The sequence below is a fragment of the Streptomyces globosus genome, from assembly GCF_003325375.1.
Taxonomy (GTDB): Bacteria; Actinomycetota; Actinomycetes; order Streptomycetales; family Streptomycetaceae; genus Streptomyces; species Streptomyces globosus_A.
Genome location: NZ_CP030864.1, coordinates 28927 through 50748 on the forward strand (window position 1 = coordinate 28927; position 21822 = coordinate 50748).

General features: G+C 76.1%; 3 protein-coding genes (1 of these 3 only partly in view). All 3 read right to left on the reverse strand.

Features of this window, described 5'->3' with window-relative positions; all coding sequences use genetic code 11:
- Tightly spaced (each overlapping or abutting the next), the 3 genes in view from C0216_RS34170 to C0216_RS31380 form a layout consistent with a single transcriptional unit that may run on beyond the window.
- A complete protein-coding gene (locus C0216_RS34170; RefSeq protein WP_114059166.1) occupies positions 1-9303 on the reverse strand; it encodes a type I polyketide synthase in 9303 nt (3100 codons plus the stop codon).
- A complete protein-coding gene (locus C0216_RS31375; RefSeq protein ID WP_114059167.1) occupies positions 9300-16277 on the reverse strand; it encodes an SDR family NAD(P)-dependent oxidoreductase in 6978 nt (2325 codons plus the stop codon). Before C0216_RS31375 ends, C0216_RS34170 begins: the two co-directional genes overlap by 4 nt.
- Positions 16274-21822, reverse strand: the 3' end of a protein-coding gene (locus tag C0216_RS31380; protein ID WP_114059168.1) for an SDR family NAD(P)-dependent oxidoreductase. Its footprint extends 13885 nt past the window's final position; only the last 5549 of its 19434 coding nucleotides appear in the window; the start codon falls outside the window, past its right edge — the gene reads right to left on this strand; it ends in the stop codon at positions 16274-16276. Before C0216_RS31380 ends, C0216_RS31375 begins: the two co-directional genes overlap by 4 nt.

Below are 21822 nucleotides of genomic sequence, written 5' to 3' on the forward strand. Positions count from 1 at the left end.
TCAGGCAGCGGGCGCGGTCAGTCGGTCGGCCACGGCGTCGGCCAGTTCGCGCGGGGTCGGGTACTCGTAGAGGAGGTCCGCGGGCCATTCCAGGCCGGTCAGCCCGGTCAGGTGGTCGCGGAGTTCGAGCGCGGTCACCGACGTCAGGCCCATGTCGAGGAACTCGCCCTCGGCGTCGATCTCGGACGCGGACTCGTACCCGAGCACCGCGGCCGCGAGGCCCCGGACACCGCCGAGCACGGCCTCCGCCCATTCCGTGCGGGGGAGTTCCGCGAGGGTGGCCCGGAGTGCGGAGTCCCGGGGCTGCGAGCCGTCGGGCTCGGGCTCGGGCGTCGGTACGGACTTCGGTTCGGGTTCGGGCTCGGGCACCGGTGCGGGGGGCGCCGGCTCTGCCGTGGCCGTCGCGGTCTCGGCGGGTTCCGGCACGGCGCCCGCCCGCTCTGCCGTGGCAGCCGCCGGCCCCGCGGCCGGCGACGCCGGAGCGGTGTCCAGGAGGCGTACGGCCGTCTCCCCGGTGGACATCGCCCGCCACAGCCCGGCCACCGCCGCCCGCGGATCGAGGCCGGGGTGGACCGCCGCGGCGAGGGAGCCTGCCGCTTCCTGCACGGTCTCCCCCAGGGACACGACTGCCACCAGCGGTGCCCGCACGTCCTCGAAGCCGCTCCCGGCCCGGACGATCGCGGCCGTGAGCGTTGCGGCCTCCGCCACGTCGCCGAAGGCCAGCGCACCGGTGGGGCGGTCGGCGCCGCCCGCCACCAGACAGCGGGCTCCGGACGCGAGCACGGCGTCGACAATCGCGGCGGTGAGCGCGTCAGCCGGGCCGGCCACCAGGACGTCCCCTTCGGGACGCCACACGCCGGTCCGGACCAACGGCTCGTAGGCACGCACGAACAACCCGTCGGGATCGATCCGCGCCTCCCGGTACCCGCCGGCCACGGCCGCGCACAGGCGGCGCCGCGCGGGCGCGGCGAGGTCCTTCGGGAGGATCACGGTGTGGTCGCAGGCGGGCACCGCGCCGTCGCCGTCGACGAGGGCCCACCGGGGGACCCCCGGCTCGGCGGCCGGTTCGGTGCCGGGGAGGGCCAGTACGAGATCCGGGCGCCCGGCACCGCCCGAGCGGACCCGGGCTCCGTGCCGGACCAGGGTGCCGGCGACCGCGTCGGCCAGTTCCTCGCCGCCCGTGGAAGGGGCGAGCAGCACGATGTCGTGGGCGAGCCCGGGGGCGGGGCCGTCCGGCACCCGCGTCCACCGCGCCGCTTCGAGGACCGGTGCCGTCACTCCGGAGCGGAGCCGCCCGAGGGCGTGGAGGACCTGGGCCGGCGTCTCGTCGCCCCGCAGGTCCAGCAGGTCGAGGGCGGTGCCGAGGTCGGCGCTCTCGACGGCCGACCAGAGCGGGGCGAGCGCGGGCGCCCCCTCCGCCGGCTGTGCCTGCGCCTCGGGCACAGGTGCGGGTGCGGGTGCGGCCTGGGCTGCGGCGGGCTGTTCGGGCCAGTGGCGGCGGCCCTGGAAGGCGTACTTCGGAAGCCGCACCGGGGTGGCCGGCCGCCCCGCGTGGACGGCCTGCCAGTCGACCTCCACTCCGTGGGTGTGCAGGCGTCCCAGCGCCTCGGCGGCGGTGCGGACGTCGTCGCGGTCGCGGCGCAGCAGCGACACGGGGCGCACCGGGAGGCCGGGCAGGCACGATTCGGCGGCAGGTGCGAGGACGGCGTCGGGCCCGAGTTCCAGGAAGGCCGTCGCCCCGCTGCCGTGGGCTTCGCGGACGGCGTCGAGGAAGCGCACGCAGCCGCGCAGCTGGTCCGCCCAGTAGTCGGGGGTGTCCATCGCGTGTGCGGTGCGGACGGTGGAGACGACCGGGACGGCGGGCCGCCCGAAGCGGACCTCGGCGGCGGCGGCCCGGAACTCGGCGAGGGCTGTGTCCACACGGGGCGAGTGGAACGCGACGTCCACGCGCAGCCGGCGCGTGCGGTGGCCGCGCTCCGCGAGTTCCCGGGCCGCCGACAGGACCTCCTCCTCGTCGCCGGACAGGACGACCGACCGGGGGCCGTTGACGGCGGCGATGCCCACGCGGTCGGTGCGGCCCTCCAGGACTGCGAGGGTCTCCTCCTCCGTCGCCCGCACGGCCACCATGGCCCCTCCGGCGGGCAGCCGGCCGAGGACGCGACCGCGGGCGGTGACGAGGGCGGCGGCGTCGGCGAGGGTCATCAGGCCCGAGACGCAGGCCGCCGAGAGCTCGCCGACGGAGTGCCCGATCAGGAGGTCGGGGGTAACGCCCCAGCTCGACAGCAGCTGGAACTGGGCGACTTGGACGGCGAAGAGGGCCGCCTGGGTGTACTCGGTGCGGTCCAGCAGGTCGTCCCGCTCGAAGACCGCTTCGCGCAGCGGGGTGCCGAGCCGGAACTGCGCGGACACCTCGTCGAAGGCCTGCGCGTACACGGGGAAGGCCTCGTACAGGCCCCTTCCCATCGCGGGGAGCTGGCTTCCCTGCCCGGTGAAGAGCAGGGTGAGCCGCCGGCCGGTCGCGCGGGCCAGGTGCAGGCCGTCGGCCGGGCCGCCGGACGCCAGGGCCGCGAGGGCTGCGCGTTTGTGCTCTGGACCGGCGCCGCCGATCATGGCCCGGTGGCGGTGGGCGGACCGGGTGGTGGACAGGGCCCGCGCCACGGCGGGGACGTCGGCGGTGTCCGAATCCAGCAGGCGGCGGGCCTGTTCGCGCAGGGCCTGCTCGGAGCGCGCCGACAGCAGCCAGGGCACTCCGTCCAAGGGCGGCAGCGGCGCCGGGGTGTCCTCGGGTGCCGGTGCCTGCTCGATCAGGACGTGCACGTTGGTGCCGCTGATGCCGAAGGAGGAGACTCCCATGCGGCGCGGTGCGGTCCCCTCGGGCCACGGCCGCGCCCGGTCGAGCAGGGCGATGTCGCCGGAGGCCCAGTCGACGTGCGGGGAGGGCTCGTCGATGTGGAGGCTGCGGGGCAGCAGGCCGTTGCGGATGGACAGGACCGCCTTGATCACTCCGGCGGCGCCGGCGGCCGCCTGGACGTGTCCCACGTTGGACTTGAGCGATCCGAGCAGCAGCGGAGCCGGCCGGTCCTGGCCGTAGACGGCGAGGAGCGCCTGTGCCTCGATGGGGTCGCCGAGGGCCGTGCCGGTGCCGTGCGCCTCGACGGCGGCGACGTCGGCGGGGCGCAGGCCTGCGGCGGCCAGTGCCGCGCGCATCACGTTCTCCTGGGCCGTGCCGTTGGGGGCGGTGAGGCCGTTGCTGGCGCCGTCGGAGTTGAGGGCGCTGCCGCGGAGGACGGCCAGCACTTCGTGGCCCTGTGCGCGGGCCCGGGAGAGGCGTTCGATGAGCACCACCGCTGCGCCCTCGGCGAGTGCGGTGCCGTCGGCGGCGGCGGCGAACGGCTTGCAGCGTCCGTCGGCGGCCAGTCCGCGCTGGCGGCTGAACTCGACGAAGGGCACCGGTGTGGACAGGACGGTGACTCCGCCGGCGAACGCGAGGTCGCACTCTCCCGCCCGCACCGCCTGGGCGGCGAGGTGCAGGGCGGTCAGCGAGGACGAGCAGGCCGTGTCGACGGTGACGGTCGGGCCTTCCAGCCCGTAGGTGTAGGCGACCCGTCCGGAGAGGACGCCTCCGCCGACGCCCGGGGCGAGGAAGCCCTCGGCGGCGGCGTTCTCCAGGAGGCGGCCGTAGTCCTGGTACATGGCGCCGACGAACACGCCGGTGCGGCTGCCGCGCAGCGAGTCCGGGTCGATGCCGGCGTCCTCGCACGTCTCCCAGACGGTTTCCAGCAGGATCCGCTGCTGCGGGTCCATGGCGACGGCCTCGCGGGGCGCGATCCCGAAGAAGGCGGCGTCGAACACGGTCGCATCGGCCATGAAGCCGCCGTGCCGGGTGGAGGCGGTGCCGGGGGTGGCCGGGTCGGGGTCGTAGAGGCGCTCCAGGGGCCAGCCCCGGTCGTCGGGGAACGGGCCGATGCCGTCGCGTTCGCGAACGAGCATCTCCCAGAGGTCGTCGGGTGTGCGGACGCCGCCGGGGAGCCGGCAGCCGAGGCCGACGAGGACGACGGGGTCGTCCTCGTCGGCGGCAGCGGCACGGACGGCGTGCGCGGGTGCCGGGGCCGTGCCGGCGAGGAGCCCGTCAAGGTGGCGGGCGACCGCCGCCGGGCTGGGGTGGCTGAACACGAGGGTGGCGGGCAGGCGCAGGCCGGTGGCTGCGGCGAGGCGGTTGCGCAGTTCGACGGCGGCGAGCGAGCCGAACCCGGCGTCTTTGAAGGCCCGGCCGGGCTCGACCGCCTCCGGCGAGGCGTGTCCGAGGACGGCGGCGGTGTGTCCGACGACCAGGTCGAGCAGGGTGCGCAGGCGCTCGGGGCCGCTCTTCCCGGCGAGGCGGGCCGCGAGTTCGGAGACGGCGGCGGCTCCGCCGGGAGCGGCGCTGCGGCGGGCCGGCTTCCCGGCCAGGCCGCGCAGCGGCGCGGCGACGTCCTCGCCCTGGGCCCGCAGGGCGCCGGGGTCGAGCCGGATCGGGGCGAGCACCGGCTCGTCCGAGGCCAGTGCGGCGTCCAGGGCGGCGAGGGCGTCCGCGGTGGGCAGCGGCCGGAATCCGGAGCGGCCCAGGCGGTCCCGGTCGACGCCGTCGGTCATGCCACTGGTGGCGTCCCACAGGCCCCAGGCCAGGGAGGTCCCCGGCAGGCCGGCGGCGTGGCGGCGGCGGGACAGGGCGTCGAGGCCGGCGTTGGCGGCGGCGTAGTTGGCCTGGCCGAGGCCGCCGAGGATGCCCACGGCCGAGGAGAACAGCACCAGGCGTGCCTGGGGCAGCAGTTCGTGGAGGTGGAGCGCGGCGTCGAGCTTCGGCGCGAGCACGCGGTCGACGCGCTCGGGGGTCAGTCCGGTCACCAGTCCGTCGTCGAGGACGCCCGCGGCGTGGACGACGGTCCTGAAGTGCTCTCCTGCGGTCAGGGCCGCGAGGCCGGCGCGGTCGGAGATGTCGCAGGCGACGGCGCGGACCTTCGCCCCGGCCCCGGCCAGTTCCTCGACGAGGGCGGCCATGCCGGGGGCGCCGCCGCCGCGCCGGCCGGCCAGCACCAGGTCGCGTACGCCGTGTGCGTGGACGAGGTGCCGGGCGACGAGCTGTCCCAGGGTTCCGGAGGCGCCGGTCACCAGGGTGGGGCCGAGCTCCCCGGTCGCGGCCGGGGCGGGGAGCCCCCGCACGAGCCTGGTCGCAGTCGCGGTTCCGGACGCCAGCGTGAGCTGGGGCTCGTCCGCGGCGAGGGCGGCCGGGATCGCGGCGAGGGTGGCCGCGTCGAGATCGGCCAGGTCCAGGATCCTGAAGCTGCCGGGGTGTTCGAGCCGGGCCGACCGTACAAGTCCCGCGACGGCGGCTTCCGCCACGTCGGTGTCGGCGTTGCGGGTGACGAGGACGAGCGTGGAGTCCGCGCGGGTGTCGTCCGACAGCCAGTCCTGGACGAGGGTGAGCGCGCCGCGCACGGCCTCGCCGGGCTCGCCCGTGGGAGCCGGTACGAGGACGTGGCGCGCGGGTTCCCCGGTGGGCTCCTTGCCCAGCTTTCGGGCGAGTTCGGGGTCCCGGACGGCGTAGTCCTCGTGCGTTCCGGCGGGCAGCGGCAGGGTCACCCGGTCGGGGCGCAGCACGTCGCCGCGGTCGGGGCGGCCGAGGGCGCCCGCCGGAAGCTCGCGGAGCACGAGGGTGTCGACCGAGGCGACGGGCGCCCCGGTGGTGTCGGTGAGGGTGAGTCGCACGGCGTCGGGTCCCGCGGCGGACAGGGTCACGCGCACGGCCTCGGCGCCTGCGGCGTGGAGGCGCAGGCCCTGCCATTCGAAAGGGAGTGCCGGGCGGCGGCCGTCTCCGGTGGTGGGGAAGCCGCCGAGGGCGACGGGGTGCAGGCAGGCGTCGAGGAGGGCCGGGTGGAGGGTGAACGCGCCCGCCTCGGCGGCGTCGGGCAGTGCGACCTCGGCGTGGAGGTCCCCGTCGCGTCCGCGCCACAGGGCCCGCAGGCCGCGGAAGGCCGGGCCGTAGTCCAGGCCGGCGTCCGCCAGGGTGGCGTAGACGGCTTCGACGTCCTGGGGTTCGGCGTCGGCCGGCGGCCACTCGGTGGCGGCCGCCGCCGGTTCGGCGGCGTCGGGCCGCAGGACGCCGGTGGCGTGCGTGGTCCAGTGGCCCGCCCCGGCGAGGGTGTGGAGGGTCAGTGCGCGCGAGCCGTCCTCGGCCGGGGCCGCGACGTCGACGCGCAGCCGGATGTCGCCCGTGCCGGGGATGACGACCGGGGTGAGCAGGGTGAGCTGGTCGACGGCGGCGCAGCCGGCCTCGTCCGCCGCCCGGGAGGCGAGCTCCGCGAGGGCCGCGCCCGGCAGGACCACCTGTCCTTCGACGGTGTGGTCGGCGAGCCAGGGCTGGGACGCCAGGCCGAGCCGGCCGGTGAGCACCAGGCCGTCGGCGGCGGGCAGGGCGGCGCGCAGGACGGGGTGGTCGACCTCGTCGAGGCCCAGGGCGCCCGCGCCGCCGGCGCCGGGCCCGGGGACGATCCAGTACGGCTCGGTGAGGAAGGCGGTGGTGGGCAGGTCGGTCGGGCGGGCTCCGGGCCAGAGCGCGGACCAGTCGGGACGCACGCCCTTCACGTACAGCCGGGCGACGGCGTGCAGCAGCTGCTCCGGGCCGCCCTCGTCACGGCGCAGGGTGTGGGCGACGGCGGTGTCGGTGCCGAGCGCGTCGACGGTCTCCTGTGCGCCGGTCGTGACGACCGGATGGGGGCTGACCTCCAGCAGGGTGGTGCAGTCCCGCCGGACGAGCGCGGTGACGGCCTCGTCGAAGCGGACGGTCTGGCGCAGGTTCCGGTACCAGTAGTCGGCGTCGAAGGCGTCGGCGTCCTCGATCCAGCGGCCTTCCACGGAGGAGAAGAAGGGGATGGCGGGGGCGAGCGGTCTGAGGGGGGCGAGGGCCTGGAGGATCTGTGTGCGGACGGCTTCCACGTGTGCGCTGTGCGAGGCGTAGTCCACGTCGACGCGCCGGGCGCGTACGCCGTCCTCCTCGCAGGCTGCCAGGAGTTCGTCGAGGGCGTCGGTGTCACCGGAGACGACGACGGAGGCCGCGCCGTTGACGGCGGCGAGCGACAGCCTGCCGTCCCAGCGGCGGAGCCGGTCGCGCGCCTCGTCGGCGCCCAGGGCGAGGGACATCATGCCGCCGCGGCCTGTGAGCGCGGTCAGGGCCCGGCTGCGCAGGGCGACGACACGGGCGGCGTCCTCGAGGGTGAGGGCGCCGGCCACGCAGGCCGCGGCGATCTCGCCCTGGCTGTGTCCGGCGACGGCGGCCGGGTGGATGCCGAGCGAGCGCCACACCTCGGCGAGGGAGACCATGACGGCGAACAGGGCGGGTTGGACGACGTCGACCCGGTCCAGGTCCTGTTCGCCGCGGAGCACGGCGGTCAGCCGGAAGTCCACGTGGGGGGCCAGGGCGCGCTCGCACTGCGCTATCCGCTCCCGGAACACCTCGTTCGTGTCCAGCAGGCCGACGGCCATGTCACGCCACTGCGACCCCTGGCCGGGGAAGAGGAAGGCCACGCCGCCGGCCGGCCCGGTGACTCCTTCGACGACGGCGGGCGAGGGCCGGCCGGCGGCCAGGTCGTCCAGTGCGGCGAGGAGTCCGGCCCGGTCGCCGCCGACGACGGCCGCGCGGTGCTCGTGGGAGGCGCGCGTGGTGGCCAGGGAGAGGGCGACGTCCTCGGGGCGCGGGTCCTGCGGGCGGTCGGCCAGGAAGGCGGCGAGGGCGGCGGCCTGGGCGCGCAGGGCGGCGTCGGAGCGGGCGGACAGGGTCCAGGCCAGGGGGCCGGGCGGGGCCTGCGGTGTCAGGGGCGGCTCGGTGCGTCCGGCATTCCCGCTGTCCGCGGCATCCCGGGCGTCCCCGGCGTCTGCCGCGGCGGCCGGCCGCCGGGCGTCGGGCTGTCCGGCGGTCCGGCCGTCCGCGGGCAGCGGAGGTTCCTCCAGGATCACATGGGCGTTGGTGCCGCTGACCCCGAAGGAGGAGACGGCGGCCCGGCGGGGCTCCGTGCCGGCGGGCCAGGGCGCCTCCTCGGCGAGGAGTTCCACAGCGCCCGCCGACCAGTCCACGTAGGGGGACGGGGCGTCGAGGTGCAGCGTCCGGGGCAGAACCCCGTGCCGCATGGCCATGGCCATCTTGACGATCCCGGCGATGCCGGCGGCGGCCTGGGTGTGCCCGAGGTTGGACTTCACCGATCCCAGGCGCAGTGCCCGGTCGCGGTCCCTGCCGTAGGCGGCCAGGACGGCCTGGGCCTCCACGGGGTCGCCGAGGGGGGTGCCGGTGCCGTGCGCCTCCACCGCGTCTACCTGCTGGGGGGTCAGGCCGGCGTCGACGAGGGCGTCGCGGATGACGCGCTGCTGGGCGGGGCCGTTGGGCGCGGTGAGGCCGTTGCTGGCGCCGTCGGAGTTGACGGCGGTGCCGCGGACCACGGCGAGTATGCGGCGGCCGGCGGCGAGGGCGGTCGCGAGGCGTTCGACGACGATGACGCCGACGCCCTCGGACCAGGCGGTGCCGTCCGCTCCGGCGGCGAACGGCTTGCAGCGGCCGTCGGGGGCCAGGCCGCGCTGGCGGCTGAACTCGACGAAGGCCGCGGGAGTGGCCATGACCGTGGCGCCTCCCACGAGGGCCATGTCGCATTCGCCCCGGCGCAGGGAGCGGACGGCGAGGTGGAGGGCGACGAGGGACGAGGAGCAGGCGGTGTCCACCGTGATGGCGGGCCCGCGCAGGCCCAGGTGGTAGGCGACGCGGCCGGAGACGACACTGCCGGCGCCCTGGGCGCCCGGGTAGTCGTGGTGCATGACCCCGGTGAACACGCCGGTGCGGCTGTCGCGCAGCGCAGTCGGATCCAGGCCCGCCCGTTCGACGGCCTCCCAGGACGTCTGGAGGATCAGCCTCTGCTGCGGGTCGGTGTGGAGCGCCTCCTTGGGCGATATCCCGAAGAATCCCGCGTCGAAGCGGGCCGCGCCGTGCAGGAATCCGCCCTCGCGGACGGTGGTCGTGCCCGGGTGGTCGGGGTCGGGGTGGTACAGCGTGTCCAGGTCCCAGCCGCGGTCGCCGGGGAACGGGGTGATCCCGTCCCGCCCCTCGGCGACGAGCGACCACAGGTCGTCGGGGGACTCGACGCCGCCCGGGTAGTGGCAGGCCATGCCCACGATGGCGACGGGCCCGGCGGATCGCTCCTCCGCGTCGCGCAGCCGCTGCCGCGTCGACTGCAGTTCCGCGGTCACACGGCGCAGGTAGTCGCGGAGCTTGTCCTCGTTGGTCATCGGGAGCGTTCCTCCAGTCCCGGCAGCGGGCTGCCGAGCTCGGCGTCGATCAGTGCGAAGACTTCGTCGTCGGTCGCCGAGGCGAACGCGGTGACGGATTCCGTCGCGGTGCGGGGTGTCAGCTGTTCGAGCAGGCCGCGGACGCGTTCCGCGGTGCGGTCGCGGGACACGTCGTCCGCGGCCGCCTCCGTGAGGGCGGCGGCCAGGCGGTCGAAGGCCGCGAACAGGGTCGGCAGGTCGGCCGCCTCGGACGCGCCGGCGAACCGCTCGTCGAGGTGGGCGACCAGGTCGGCCGGGGTGGGGTGGTCGAAGACGAGCGTGGCCTCCAGGGTCATGCCGAGGGCCGCGCCCAGCCTGTTGCGGAACTCGATGGAGCTCAGCGAGTCGAAGCCGAGTTCCTGGAAGGACCGGTCGGACTCGATCAGGCCGGCGTCCGCGTAGCCGAGGACGGCCGCGGCCTGGCCGCGGACCAGCGCCGACAACCGGGCGCGCCGCTCGTCGGGGCCGAGGCCGGCCAGGCCGGGGTCCGCGGCGGGGGCCGCCGCGGGGGTGTGCACGAGGCTGCGCAGCACGTGCGGTACGGCGGTGGCCGGACCGCGGGCGAGTCGCAGGGCGGTGACCGCGGGGTGCGGTCCGGCCAGGGCTGCGTCGAGCAGGGCGAGGGCCGCCCCGGTGGGAAGCGGTTCGATGCCGCCGCGGGCCATCCGGTCCCGGTCGGCGGCCATGCCCTCGTCGAGCGCCCACGGCCCCCAGGCCACGGACACGGCCCGGCGGCCTGCTGCGGCGTGCTGCCGGGCGAGGGCGTCGAGGAAGGCGTTGGCGGCGGCGTAGTTGCCCTGTCCCGGGCCGCCCAGTACGCCCGCCACGGAGGAGAACAGCACCAGCTGCGCCTCGGGAAGCAGCTCGGCGAGGTGGGCGGCGCCTTCCGTCTTGGGCCGCAGCACCCGCTCCAGGCGGTCCGCGTCCAGGGCGGTGACCACCCCGTCGTCCAGGACTCCCGCGGCGTGGACGGCCATGGTCACCCGGCGGCCGGCCAGCAGGGTCCGCAGGGCGGCGCGGTCGGCGACGTCGCAGGCGGCACTCTCGACCCGGGCGTCCAGCCCGTCCAGTGCGGCGGGTACCGCGCCGCTGCGGCTGACCAGCAGGAGGTCGCGCACGCCGTGCCGCTCGACGAGGTGGCGGACCACCGGTCCGGCCAGGGCGCCACTCGCGCCGGTCACCAGGACGGTTCCCTCCGCGCGGGGTGCAGGGGCCGGCGCCGCGGCCGGTACGCGGACCAGCCGGGCCCCGAGCACCTGGCCGTCGCGCAGGCGGATGTGCGGTTCGTCGGAGCCGAGCGCGCGGTGCAGCGGCGCCAGGTCCTCGGCGTCCACGAGGCCGAAGCGGCCCGGGTGTTCGGACTGGGCGGAGCGCACCAGTCCCCAGGCCGCGGCCGTGGCCGGGCCGGGGGCCGTGGTGACGAGGACCAGCCGCGCGGACGCGAACCGGCGCCCGGCGAGCCACTGCCGGAGCCGGTCCAGAACCTCGGCGGCGAGGGCGCGGGCGGCTTGGGCGGCCTCGGCGGGACCGGCCGGTGATGCCGGGACCGGCAGCACCACCACCGGCGGCACGTCCGTCAGGGCGTCCAGGTCGGCGGCTCGTACCAGCACCGCCCCGGAGGCCTCCAGGGCGGTGCCGATGCCCTCGGGGTCCGGGCCGACGACCGCGTACCGCGCGCCCGGTGACGGCTCGGGGGCTTCCACGGGCAGCCACTCCACGTGGTGGAGCGGCTCGTCGGGAGCATCAGCCCGGCGCAGCACCACCGAGTCGACGGAGGCCACGGGCGCGCCCGCCTGGTCCGTGAGGAGGAGGCCGACCGTGTCGGGCCGGTGGTGGACCAGCCGTACCCGGGCGGCTGTCGCCGCCGGGGCGTGGACGCGCACGCCTGACCAGGCGAACGGCAGGTAGGGGGTGTCCCCGTCGAGGGCCGAGGTGAGGGCCACGGTGTGCAGGGCCGCGTCGAGGAGTACGGGGTGCAGCGCGTGCGCCCCGGGCGCCCCGCCGGCGGCTTCGCCGGGTACGGCAACGTCCGCGAAGACGGCGTCGGCGGTGCGGCGGGCGCCGTGCAGGCCGCGGAAGGCGGGCCCGTACCCCGTGAGCGTCCGGTAGAGGCCGGTGACGTCGATCTCCTCGGCGTCCGCGGGCACGGCCGCGGACGCCGGGGGCTCCTCGGGCGAGGGGGCGAGGACACCGGTGACGTGGCTCGTCCAGCCGCCGTCCCCGGTGCGGGCGTGGATGGTGAAGGCGCGCGTACCGTCGGGCCCAGGGAGGTCCGCGACGAGGCGCAGGTCGGCCTCGGTGGTCGCCAGCGGTGTGTGGGTGACGAGTTCGGCGATCCGCGGGCAGTGGAGCCGGGCTCCCGCCCGGAGGGCGAGGTCGACGAAGTACGTCCCCGGGACCAGGACGGCACCGTCGACGGTGTGGTCGGCCAGCCAGGGCTGCCGCGTCGTGGTGATCCGCTCGCCGAAGACGTGCCCGTCCGGCAGCTCGACCTCTTCGGTCGTGCCCGGAAGGGGCGCGGACGGGGTCCGGGCGGTGGCGACCCAGTGGCGGTCGCGGGCGAAGGGGTAGCCGGGCAGCGAGAGCCGCCGGGGTCGGCCGGGCGCGGGCAGGCTGATCTCGGCGCCGTCGACCCAGGCCCGGGCCAGCTCGTGCAGGTCGCCGCCGTGGACCGGTGCGGCCCCGCGGCGCCTGCGTCCTCGGTGGCATCCCTTGCCGGTGCGGAGTGCGTCGGCGAACTCCGCCGCGGTGGTCGCGACGACGGCGAGCCGCTCGTCGAGGTGGTCGCGTCCGGACCAGAGCGTGAAGGCGAGTGCCGCCGGGTCCGTGCCGGTGCCGGTGCCGGCGAGGCGGCCAGCCAGCTCGGCCGGCGTCGTCCCCGCGTCGATGTGGAGCCGGACGCCGAACTCCTCCTCGACGCGGCGGGCCAGTGCGGTCAGGCGCGGGTAGTCGAGGCCGAGTTCCGCGAACGGCTCACCGGGATCGGCCCGCAGGCCGACGGCCTCGGCGACGATCCGCTCCACGACTTCGGGGTCCGCGCCCCGGCCGGCGCGGTCGAGGTGGGCCAGCATCCGCGCCGCGGTCTCGTCGAGCCGGGCGGCGTCCTTCGCCGACAGCACGAAGAGCCGGGGGCGGTCCTCCTCCGTCGCCTGCGGGCCCGGCACGGCCGGGTGCTCGGCCAGCACCACGTGGGCGTTGGCGCCGCCCGCGCCGAAGGAGCTGATCGCCGCGGTGAGCGGAGCCCCCGCAGGCGGGTTCCAGGGTGCCGGGGTGCGCTGCACGCGGAACCGCGAGCCCTCCCAGTCCACGGCCGGGTTGAGCCGTTCGGCGTGGAGCGAGGGTGCCAGGGTGCGGTGGCGCATCTGGAGGACGACCTTGGTGAGGGCGGCGATGCCGGCCGCCGACTCCAGGTGGCCGATGTTGGACTTCACGGAGCCGATGGGCCAGGGCCCCCGGCCGGCGCCGAGGGCGTCGAAGGCCCGCTCCAGGGCGGTGATCTCGATCGGGTCGCCGAGGCTGGTGCCGGTGCCGTGGGCCTCCAGGTAGCCGAGGTCGGCGGGGTCCACCCCCGCCGCCGTGAGCGAGTCGCGGACGAGAGCGGCCTGGGAGGCCGGGTCGGGCACGGAGAACCCGCCGGTGCGGCCGCCGTGGTTGAGTGCCGTCCCCCGGATGACGGCGTGTACGTGGTCCCCGTCGCGCAGGGCGTCGCGCAGCGGCCGCAGCAGCACCACGCCGACGCCCTCGCCGGGCACGTAGCCGTCGCCGCCCTCGCCGAAGGCCCGGCAGCGGCCGTCGGTGGACAGGAAGGACGACTGGCTCAGCAGCAGGTATTTGTTGGGGTGGACGTGCAGGTTGACGCCGCCCGCGAGGGCGGCCTCGCACGCGCCCCCCCGGATCGCCTCGACGGCCAGGTGGAGCGCCGTCAGCGAGGATGAGCACATGGTGTCGAGCGCGATGCTCGGCCCCTTGAGGTCGAGGAAGTAGGAGACGCGGTTGGCGATGGAGGCGCTGAACGACGAGGGCACGAGCCCCGGTTCGCCGCCGACGCCGTGCAGTTGGTACTGGTTGTACATCACTCCGGCGAACACGCCCACGGAACGGCCCCGCCAGGCGGAGGGGGCGTGTCCCGCCTCCTCGAAGGCGTGCCAGGCCTCCTGGAGGAACAGCCGCTCCTGGGGGTCGAGGACGGCGGCCTCGTTGGGTGAGATGTGGAAGAAGGCGGCGTCGAACTCGTCGATGCCGTCGACGAATCCGCCCCAGCGGCCGTACGAGCGCCCTGGCACGCCCTTGGCGTCGCTGTGGATCGTACGGTGGTCCCAGCGGTCGGCGGGCACCTCTGTGATGCCGTCCCGGCCGGCCTTGAGGTTCTCCCAGAACGCGTCGAGGGTGCGGGCGCCCGGGTAGCGTCCGCTGATGCCCACGACGGCGATCGCGTCGTCCGCGTCGCCGGCGCGGGCACGGGCGCGGGCGCCGACGGCCGGCGGGTGGGGCGCGGGGGCCGCCTCCTCCGAATCGGCCGGGGCAGGGGCCGGGACCGCGGGGGCCGCGGCGGCGGGGGTGAACCGTTCGGTGATCTCGGACGCCGAGCCGACGAGCGCCACCAGGTGCGGCCGGCCGCTGCCGACGGCCCGCAGCATGATGTCCACCGCGGTCGGGGTGTCCATGCCGCGCAGCCCCATCAGGCGCAGCGCACGGTCGTCGAGCGGCATGCCGCCGTCCGACCAGCCGGGCCATCCGATCGACACGACCCCCGGCCTGCCCTCGGCGAACCGGTCGAGGAAGGCGTTGGCGCAGGCGTAGTCGGCCTGGCCGCGGTTCCCCCAGGCACCGGCCGTGGACGAGCACAGCACGAGGAAGTCCAGGCCCAGGTCCCGGGTGGCCTCGTACAGCAGGCGGGCGCCGGTGACCTTGGGCGCCAGGACGGCACGGACGTCCGCGGCGCTCTTGCCCGCAATCAGCCCGTCGCGCAGCACGCCTGCGGCGTGCACCACCCCGTGCAGCGCGCCGTACCGGGAAAGCGCGAGGCCGACCGCGCGGTGGACGTCCTCGGCACGGGAGACGTCCGCTCCGACCACCTGCACCTCGGCGCCGAGGGCGGTCAGTTCGGCGCTCAGCGCGGCGGTCCGCGTGCTGTCCCCGGCCGTCCGTCCGCAGAGCACGAGCCGGGCGCGAACGGTCCGCGCCAGGTGCCGGGCGAGGGACAGGCCCACTCCGCCGAGGCCGCCCGTGATCAGGTACACGCCCCGGTCGCGCAGTGCCGCCGGCCGGTCCGGGGCCGGCACGGGGAGGACCTCGCGCACCTGGCGCCTGCCCGCCTCGTAGCGCACCTCCGTGTCCGGTACGCCCGCGGCGAGTTCGGCCAGGGCGTCGGCGCGCTCCGGCGAGCACACCACCGCGGCGCGCACGCCGGGCTGCTCGCGGTGGAGGGTGTGCAGCAGAGCCGAGACCGCGGAGACCTCCGCGCCCGGGGGGACCTGGCAGACGATCCGCGCGGGGCCGCGCCGGGTGCGCAGGAGGGCAGCCGCGAAGCCGGTCAGGGCGACGGCCTCGCCTTCGACGTCGTGCGGATCGGCGGGGATCCAGAGCACGTCCGCGGCCTCGTGCCCGGTGAGCAGTGCCTCCGCGTCGCGCCCGGTCCGCGAGTCGACGGTCAGGACCGGGGCCGGCGCCGGGTCCTGCACCGGCGGCAGGGGCGCGTCACGCCAGCGGGGCTCGAACCAGACCACCTCGGAGGGCGCCTCCTCGCCTGCGTCCCCGGCTGCCGTCTGCTCCTGCGGCGCGCCGACTGCCCGGCGGGCCCCGTCCGCCGGCAACTCGTACGCACCGAGGTAGGCGACGAGGTCCTCGAAGGTGCTGTGCTCGAACAGCAGAGTGGGCGAGAAGTCGGTGCCGTACGCGCGTTCCAGATCGGCGGCGATGCCCAGCAGCGCCGTCGAGTCCAGGCCCAGCTCGTAGAAGCCCGCCTCCTCGTCGAACGCGGTACGGCCGAGCCGTTCGGCGAGCAGGCCGTGCACCAGGCTCGCCGCGGTCCGCTGATCGGGGGCCGCTCCGGCCTCTGCTGTCGCGGCGGGCTCCGCCGCGCGCGGGGCGCCGTCGAGCCGGGTGATGGCGTCCTCCTCCCGGACCCGCTTGGAGGTGAGGCCGCGCAGCCACAGCCGGACGGCTCCGTCGGCGTCGAGGAAGCGCAGGTCACAGGTGGTCAGATCGCCGTCCGGTCCGGTGGCACGGGGCGGGGTTGCGTGCACCAGGGTGCGGCTCCCGAGCGGCCCGCGGGCCCGGAAGGAGTCGATGAGCATCGGGATGTAGGGCCGGGCCCCCTCGTCGGCCCCGGCCGCGGCGAACTGCGTCGGCAGCAGGGTCGAGGAGTCCAGCGCTGCCGGGTGCAGGTGGAAGTACTCCGCGTACGCGGCGGCCTCCGGGCCCAGCGCCAGGTCCGCGAGCAGCTCGCGCTCACCGACGTGCAGGGTGCCCCGGGCGCGCATGAACGCTCCGTGCTCGATACCGGTCCGGCGGACGAGCGCGTACAGGTCGGCCATGTCGGCCGTGCGGGGCAGGCCCGCGCGCAGGGCCGACAGGTCCACGGCCTCGGCCGGGAACGGCACGTCCAGGTGGAGGCGGCAGTCGAGGACCGGCTCGGTCTCGCCGGTGGGGCGGCGGGTACCGGTGACCAGGACCCGGTGGCCTTCGGCGTCCGCCGAGAACTGCAGCCGCAGCTCGGTGTCGAAGTCGGGCCCGGCGGCCACGGGGTTGCGGAACAGCACGCGGCGCAGCTCCACGCGGGAGGTGTCGACGCCGCGGGCGCGCAGGATCCGGTAGATCATGTCGAGGAACGACACTCCGGGCAGGATGCGCGTGCCGTGCACGCGGTGGTCACGCAGCACCGGGTCGGTGCCGCGCACCACCACGGTGCAGGTCAGACCGTCCAACAGGTTCATTGCTTTCCTTCCGGCACGGCGGAGAACTGGAGCTCGAAGAACGGCGCGGGGGCCGCTGCCGGCGTCTGCGCGGGCTGTACGGGCTGTACGGGCTGTACGGCGGCGGGCGCGTCGAACCAGAAGCGCCGCCGCCGGTAGCGGGGCGGGTCCAGCGGTGTACGCACCGGGACGTGGGCCCCGGGTGCCTGGCGCACCACCATGTGGGCGTTGGTGCCGCCGAAGCCGAAGGAGCTGACGGCGGCCCTGCGCGTACCGTCGCGGCCGGTGAACGCGCGCGGCTCCCGTACGGGGAACAGCGGCGACTCCTCGAAGCGGAAGCGGCGGTTGAGGGTCGCGCAGTGCAGCGTCGGCGGGAGCTGGGCGTGGTGGACGGACAGCAGAACCTTGATCAGCCCGGCCATGCCGGCTGCGCTGAGGGTGTGTCCGATGTTGGTCTTCACGCTGCCGACGCCGCAGAAGCCGACCTCGCCGGTACGGGCGCGGAAGGCCTCGGTGAGTGCCTTCAGCTCCATCGGGTCACCGATCATGGTGCCGGTGCCGTGGGCCTCCACATAGCCCAGCAGGGCCGGGGAGACACCGGCGTCGGCCAGGGCCGCCTCGATCACCTCGCGCTGTGCGCGCGGGTTCGGTGTCGTGATGCCCATGGTGCGGCCGTCGTTGTTGACGGCGCTGCCCTCGATCACGCCATAGATCCGGTCGCCGTCTCGCAGGGCGTCGGAGAGCCGCTTGAGCAGCAGCGTACCGGCGCCCTCGCCGAGCACGATGCCGTCGGCCCGCTCGTCGAACGTGTGGCAGCGCCCTGTGGGCGACAGGGCACCGGCCCCGCTCATCCCGACGAAGGGCACCTCGTCGAGGAGGATCTCGGCCCCGGTCGCGAAGGCCAGGTCGCACTCGCCGGTGCGCAGGGCGGCGGCGGCCATGTGCACGGCGACGAGCGCGCTGGAGCAGGCCGTGTCGACGACGACGGACGGTCCGCGCAGGTCGAGGTGGTGGGACAGCTGTGCGGCGATGAAGTTCTGCGCCATTCCGCTGATCGCGTGCGGGCCGGCCGCGGCGACGTGCGCTCCGTAGTTCGCCGCCCGGGCTCCCGCGAAGACGCCGACACGCCGGCCGGCGACCTCACGCGGGGTGAGCCCGGCATCGGCCAGGCACTCCACTCCGGTCTCCAGGACCTGCCGGACCAGAGGGTCGACGTACGCCGCCCCGGCCGGGTCGATCCGGAAGTACTCCGGGTCGAAGTCCTCGACGGCGTCGAGGAATCCGCCCCACTTGCTGACGCTGGTGCCGGGCTGCGGGTCGGGGCGCCAGAAGCGGTCCGTGTCCCAGCGGGAGGGCGGCACCTCCGTGACGGAGTCCGTGGCGGACATCAGGTTTCGCCAGAACGCCGCGTGGTCGGGCGCACCGGGGAAGTGGGCGGCGATGCCGATGACGGCGATGTCCTCGCGCCTCGCCGCTCCCCCTGCGGGGCGCGGACCGCCGGCCTCCAGGGCCTCGGCCGCCACCGGGGCCGGGACCTGGGCGGCGGGCGCGGCGGTGGGCGGGCCGTCCGGGTCGGCCTCCTGGGACGCGTCCGGAACGTCCGGCACGAGATCGCGCAGCGCCTCCGTGAGGAGCGCCACGGTCGGGTTCTCCAGGACGGTCGACGGCTCCGCGACGACGCCGAGTTCCCGCTCCAGCGCTGTGAGGATCTGGGCGATCATGATCGAGTCCACGCCGAGGTCGGCGAAGTCCGCATCCTGCCCGATCTCGGCCGGATCCATGCGGAGCGTCGAGGCGAGCACCGCGGTCACCCGGCGGGCGAGACGGTCCGCGGCCGGCTCCCCGCTCGTGCGGGGGGCGGCCGGCCGAGCCGGCGCGGGCACCTCCAGCAGCCGGGCGGCGTCGAAGCGCCCGGCGTCCACGACGCAGGGCAGCACGACCGGGTCGGGACCGCTCATGGCACGGTCCAGCAGGTCCAGACCCGTCTCCGGAGCCAGGGTGCGCAGGCCGAGGTCCCGGTACGCCGGGGTGTCCACCTCGGGCATGCCGGCCGCACGCCAGCTCGGCCACTGGACGGACCGGACGACGGGGGCGTCCTCACCCCCGGTGGCGGTGCGGTACTCGGCGACGCGGTCCAGCACGGAGTTGGCCAGCGCGTAGTCGCTGAGGCCCACGGCCAGCGCGGGCACACCGCCCGCGACGGACGAGTACAGCACGACGAAGCGCAGCTCGTCGCCGGTGCAGGCGTCCAGGACGGCTTGCAGTCCCGCGGTCTTCGGTTCCAGGACGCGCCGCATGTCCTCGGTCCGCTTGCCGATGAACGCCGGGTCGCGCATGACGCCGAGTCCGGCGCAGTGCACGATCCCGGCGATCGGGCCGAGCTCGCGCCGTGCACGGTCGAGCACCTCGGCCACCCCGTCCAGCGGGCCGGACTCGATCGCGATCCGGACCCCGGGGCGTTCGAGGGCCGCGAGGTCGCGCAGCCTGGCCGCGAGGGCCGCGTCGGTGCCGGGGTCCGCGAGGAGTGCGGGCCACTCGCTCCGGGCGGGCAGCGCCGTACGGCCGAGGAGCACGAGCCGGTCGGCACCCCGTTCGACGAGTCGGGCGGCGAGGAGCCGGCCCAGTGCGCCCGTCCCTCCGGTGATCACGACGGTCCGGCCTGCCAGGTCCGCCGACCAGTCGGCGCGGGCGGGCGCCGCGTCGGCGGAGCGCAGCACCGGTCGGTGCCGCACGCCGGCCCGTATGCAGGCCTCGGTCACCGGGTCGGCCGCCGCGAGTTCCGCGGCGACCGCCTCGCGCAGCGCGTCCGGCTCCAGGGTGTCGAGGTCCAGGGTGCGGGCGGCCAGGCCGCGGTACTCGGCCGTGAGCATCTTGACGAGGCCCGCGTGGGCCGCTCCGCGCAGCGTGGGCCGCTGTGTCCGGAACGCGGCGAGTTCCCGGGTGAGGTGGAGGTAGGTGAAGCCCCGGGTGCGGTTCGCGGTGACGAGCTCGCGCAGGAGCGCGATCCGCGCCCAGTCGGGCTCCGGCACGGCCTGCGGGGTGTCGGCCGGGTCGGGGTCGGCCAGGTCTGTCAGGTCGACCAGGGCCGTCGCGGCGCGGGCGGCTTCCGCGATCCGCCGGGCGGCGTCCGCGTCGCCGTCGTCCATGCGGACCACCGTGGCGGCGGGCCCGAAGGCCTTCTCGGCGAGGTTCTCGTTCCCGGCGCGGGCCAGGACCACGATGTCCGCGGGCAGTTCGGCCGGGGCCAGCGGGGCGGCCTCCCACCGCTTGACCAGGAGCAGTGCGGGGTCCTGCGGGACGGTCGCGCCCGCGGTCGCGGCCGGTGCCGTGAGCCAGTGCCGTTCGCGGGCGAACGGGTAGGTCGGCATGGACGCCAGCGGCGGCCGGACGGTGCGCAGCGCGGTCCAGTCGATGTCGGCGCCGTCCTGCCAGAGCCGGGCGAGCCGGTCGAGCCGTCCCTCCCGGACCAGTCGGGCGAGGTACTCGGCTCCCTCGGGTTCGGACAGCCAGGCGTGGTCGGCGTCCGCGCCGGCGGGGGCCCGCTCGGCCGCGAGGAAGCCGGCCAGTTGTTCGCGCAGGTCTCGGGTGGAGCGGGCGACCACGGCGAGCCGGGCGGCCATGGGGACGCGGGCGGACTGGGAGGTGTACGCGAGGGAGGCCAGCGACGCCCCGGCGTCCGTGCCCGTGCCCGTGTCTGCGTCTGCGTCCGCGTCCGCATCCGCGTCCGCGTCCGCGTCCGCGTCGAGGAACTCCACCATCGCGGCGGCGTACCGGCGCAGGGCGGCTTCGTCCCTGCCCGAAAGGAGGAACACCTCCGGGGCGTCGTCCCGCGGCGGGGCCGGGGGCGCGCCGGCGGGCGCCTCTTCGAGGACGACGTGGGCGTTGACCCCGCCGAAGCCGAAGGAGCTGACGCCGGCGCGCAGCGGCAGCGGCGTGCCGTCGGCCGCCGCGGGTTCCCACGGGGCGGTCCGCCGTACGGGCCGGAACGGTGTGCCGGTGAGATCGATGCGCGGGTTGAGCGTGTTCAGGTGCAGGGTCTTCGGCAGCGTGCGGTGCCGCATCGCCAGCACCACCTTGATGACGCCGGCGATGCCCGCGGCGGGCTCCAGGTGTCCGATGTTGCTCTTCACGGTGCCGATGCCGCAGGGCGTGGCGGGTCCGCCGGCCAGGGCCCGGTGGGCCCGGACGAGGCCGTCGATCTCCACCGGGTCGCCGAGGGCGGTTCCGGTGCCGTGGAGTTCGGTGTAGGAGACCGTTTCGACCGGTACCCCGGCGTCTTCGTACGCCTCGACCAGCAGGGCGGCCTGGGCCTCGGGGTTGGGTGCGGTCAGCGACGAGGCGTGCCCGCCGTGGCCGACCGCGCTTCCGCGGATCACCGCGTGGACCCGGTCGCCGTCGGCGAGGGCGCGGGAGAGCGGCTTGAGGACGAGGACGCCCACGCCCTCCCCCTTGACGTATCCGTCGGCCGCAGCGTCCAGCGCCTTGCACCGGCCGTCCGGGGAGAGCACCCCGAGCTGGTTCCCGGCCACCACGGTCTGCGGCGAGAGCACGAGGCTCACGCCGCCGGCGACGGCGAGTTCGCTCTCCCCGGCGCGCAGGGACCGGACGGCGCGGTGCAGTGCCACCAGGGAGCTGGAGCAGGCGGTGTCGATGCTCTCGCTCTCGCCCTTGAGGTCCAGCAGGTACGAGATGCGGTTGGCCAGGATGGTCCGCGCGAGCCCGGTGCCCGCGTGGGGGTTGACCTGCTCGCCGCGCAGCACCATCGACTCGTAGTCGTTGAACTGGACGCCGGCGAACACGCAGACGCGGCGGCCCGCGAGCCGGTCGGCCCGGCAGCCGGCGTCTTCGAGGGCGGTCCAGGTGTGTTCGAGGAACAGCCGGTGCTGCGGGTCCATGACCTCTGCCTCGGCGGGCGAGATCTTGAAGAACCGTGCGTCGAACCGGTCGACGTCGCCCAGGAACCCGCCCCAGCGGGCGGTGCCGCCGAAGCGCCGGGACACCTCCTGCCAGTCCCAGCGGTCGGCCGGCGTCTCGGTGACGAGGTCGTCGCCGTCCCTGAGATGCCGCCAGAACCCCTCCAGGTCCGGCGAGCCCGGGAATCGTCCGGACATGCCGATGACGGCGACGGCGTCGTCCCGGACGGGCCCGGTGGAAGGAGCGGCGGACGGAGCGGCGGACGGAACGGCGGGACTGACGGCGGTGGCCGCGGGTCCGGCCGACGGCCGGAGGTGTTCCGCGAGAAGGTACCGGGCGAGACGCACGACGGTGTTCTCGGCGAACAGGGCCGTCGTCGGCACCGAGATGCCGTAGCGCTCCTCCAGGGCCGCGGAGAGGGACTGGAGCCCGAAGGAGTCCAGCCCGTACTCCCCGAAGCCGGCCTCCGGGTCGAGTGCCTTCGGCTCCAGGCCGACCAGTCGGGCGACGAGCTCCCGCAGCTGCCCGGTCAGCTCGCCCGCGGGTACGGGAGCGGAGGCGGCGGAAGGGCCCGCGGGAGCGGGCGCCGGGGCGGGCCGGCGGGTGTCGTTCCCGTGCTCCCGGATCCGCATCGCGGCGACCTGTCCGCGCA

Coding starts and splice junctions, on each gene's coding strand:
- C0216_RS34170 (WP_114059166.1), bottom strand. CDS start 9,303: ATGACCAACGAGGACAAGCTCCGCGACTACCTGCGCCGTGTGACCGCG.
- C0216_RS31375 (WP_114059167.1), bottom strand. CDS start 16,277: ATGAACCTGTTGGACGGTCTGACCTGCACCGTGGTGGTGCGCGGCACC.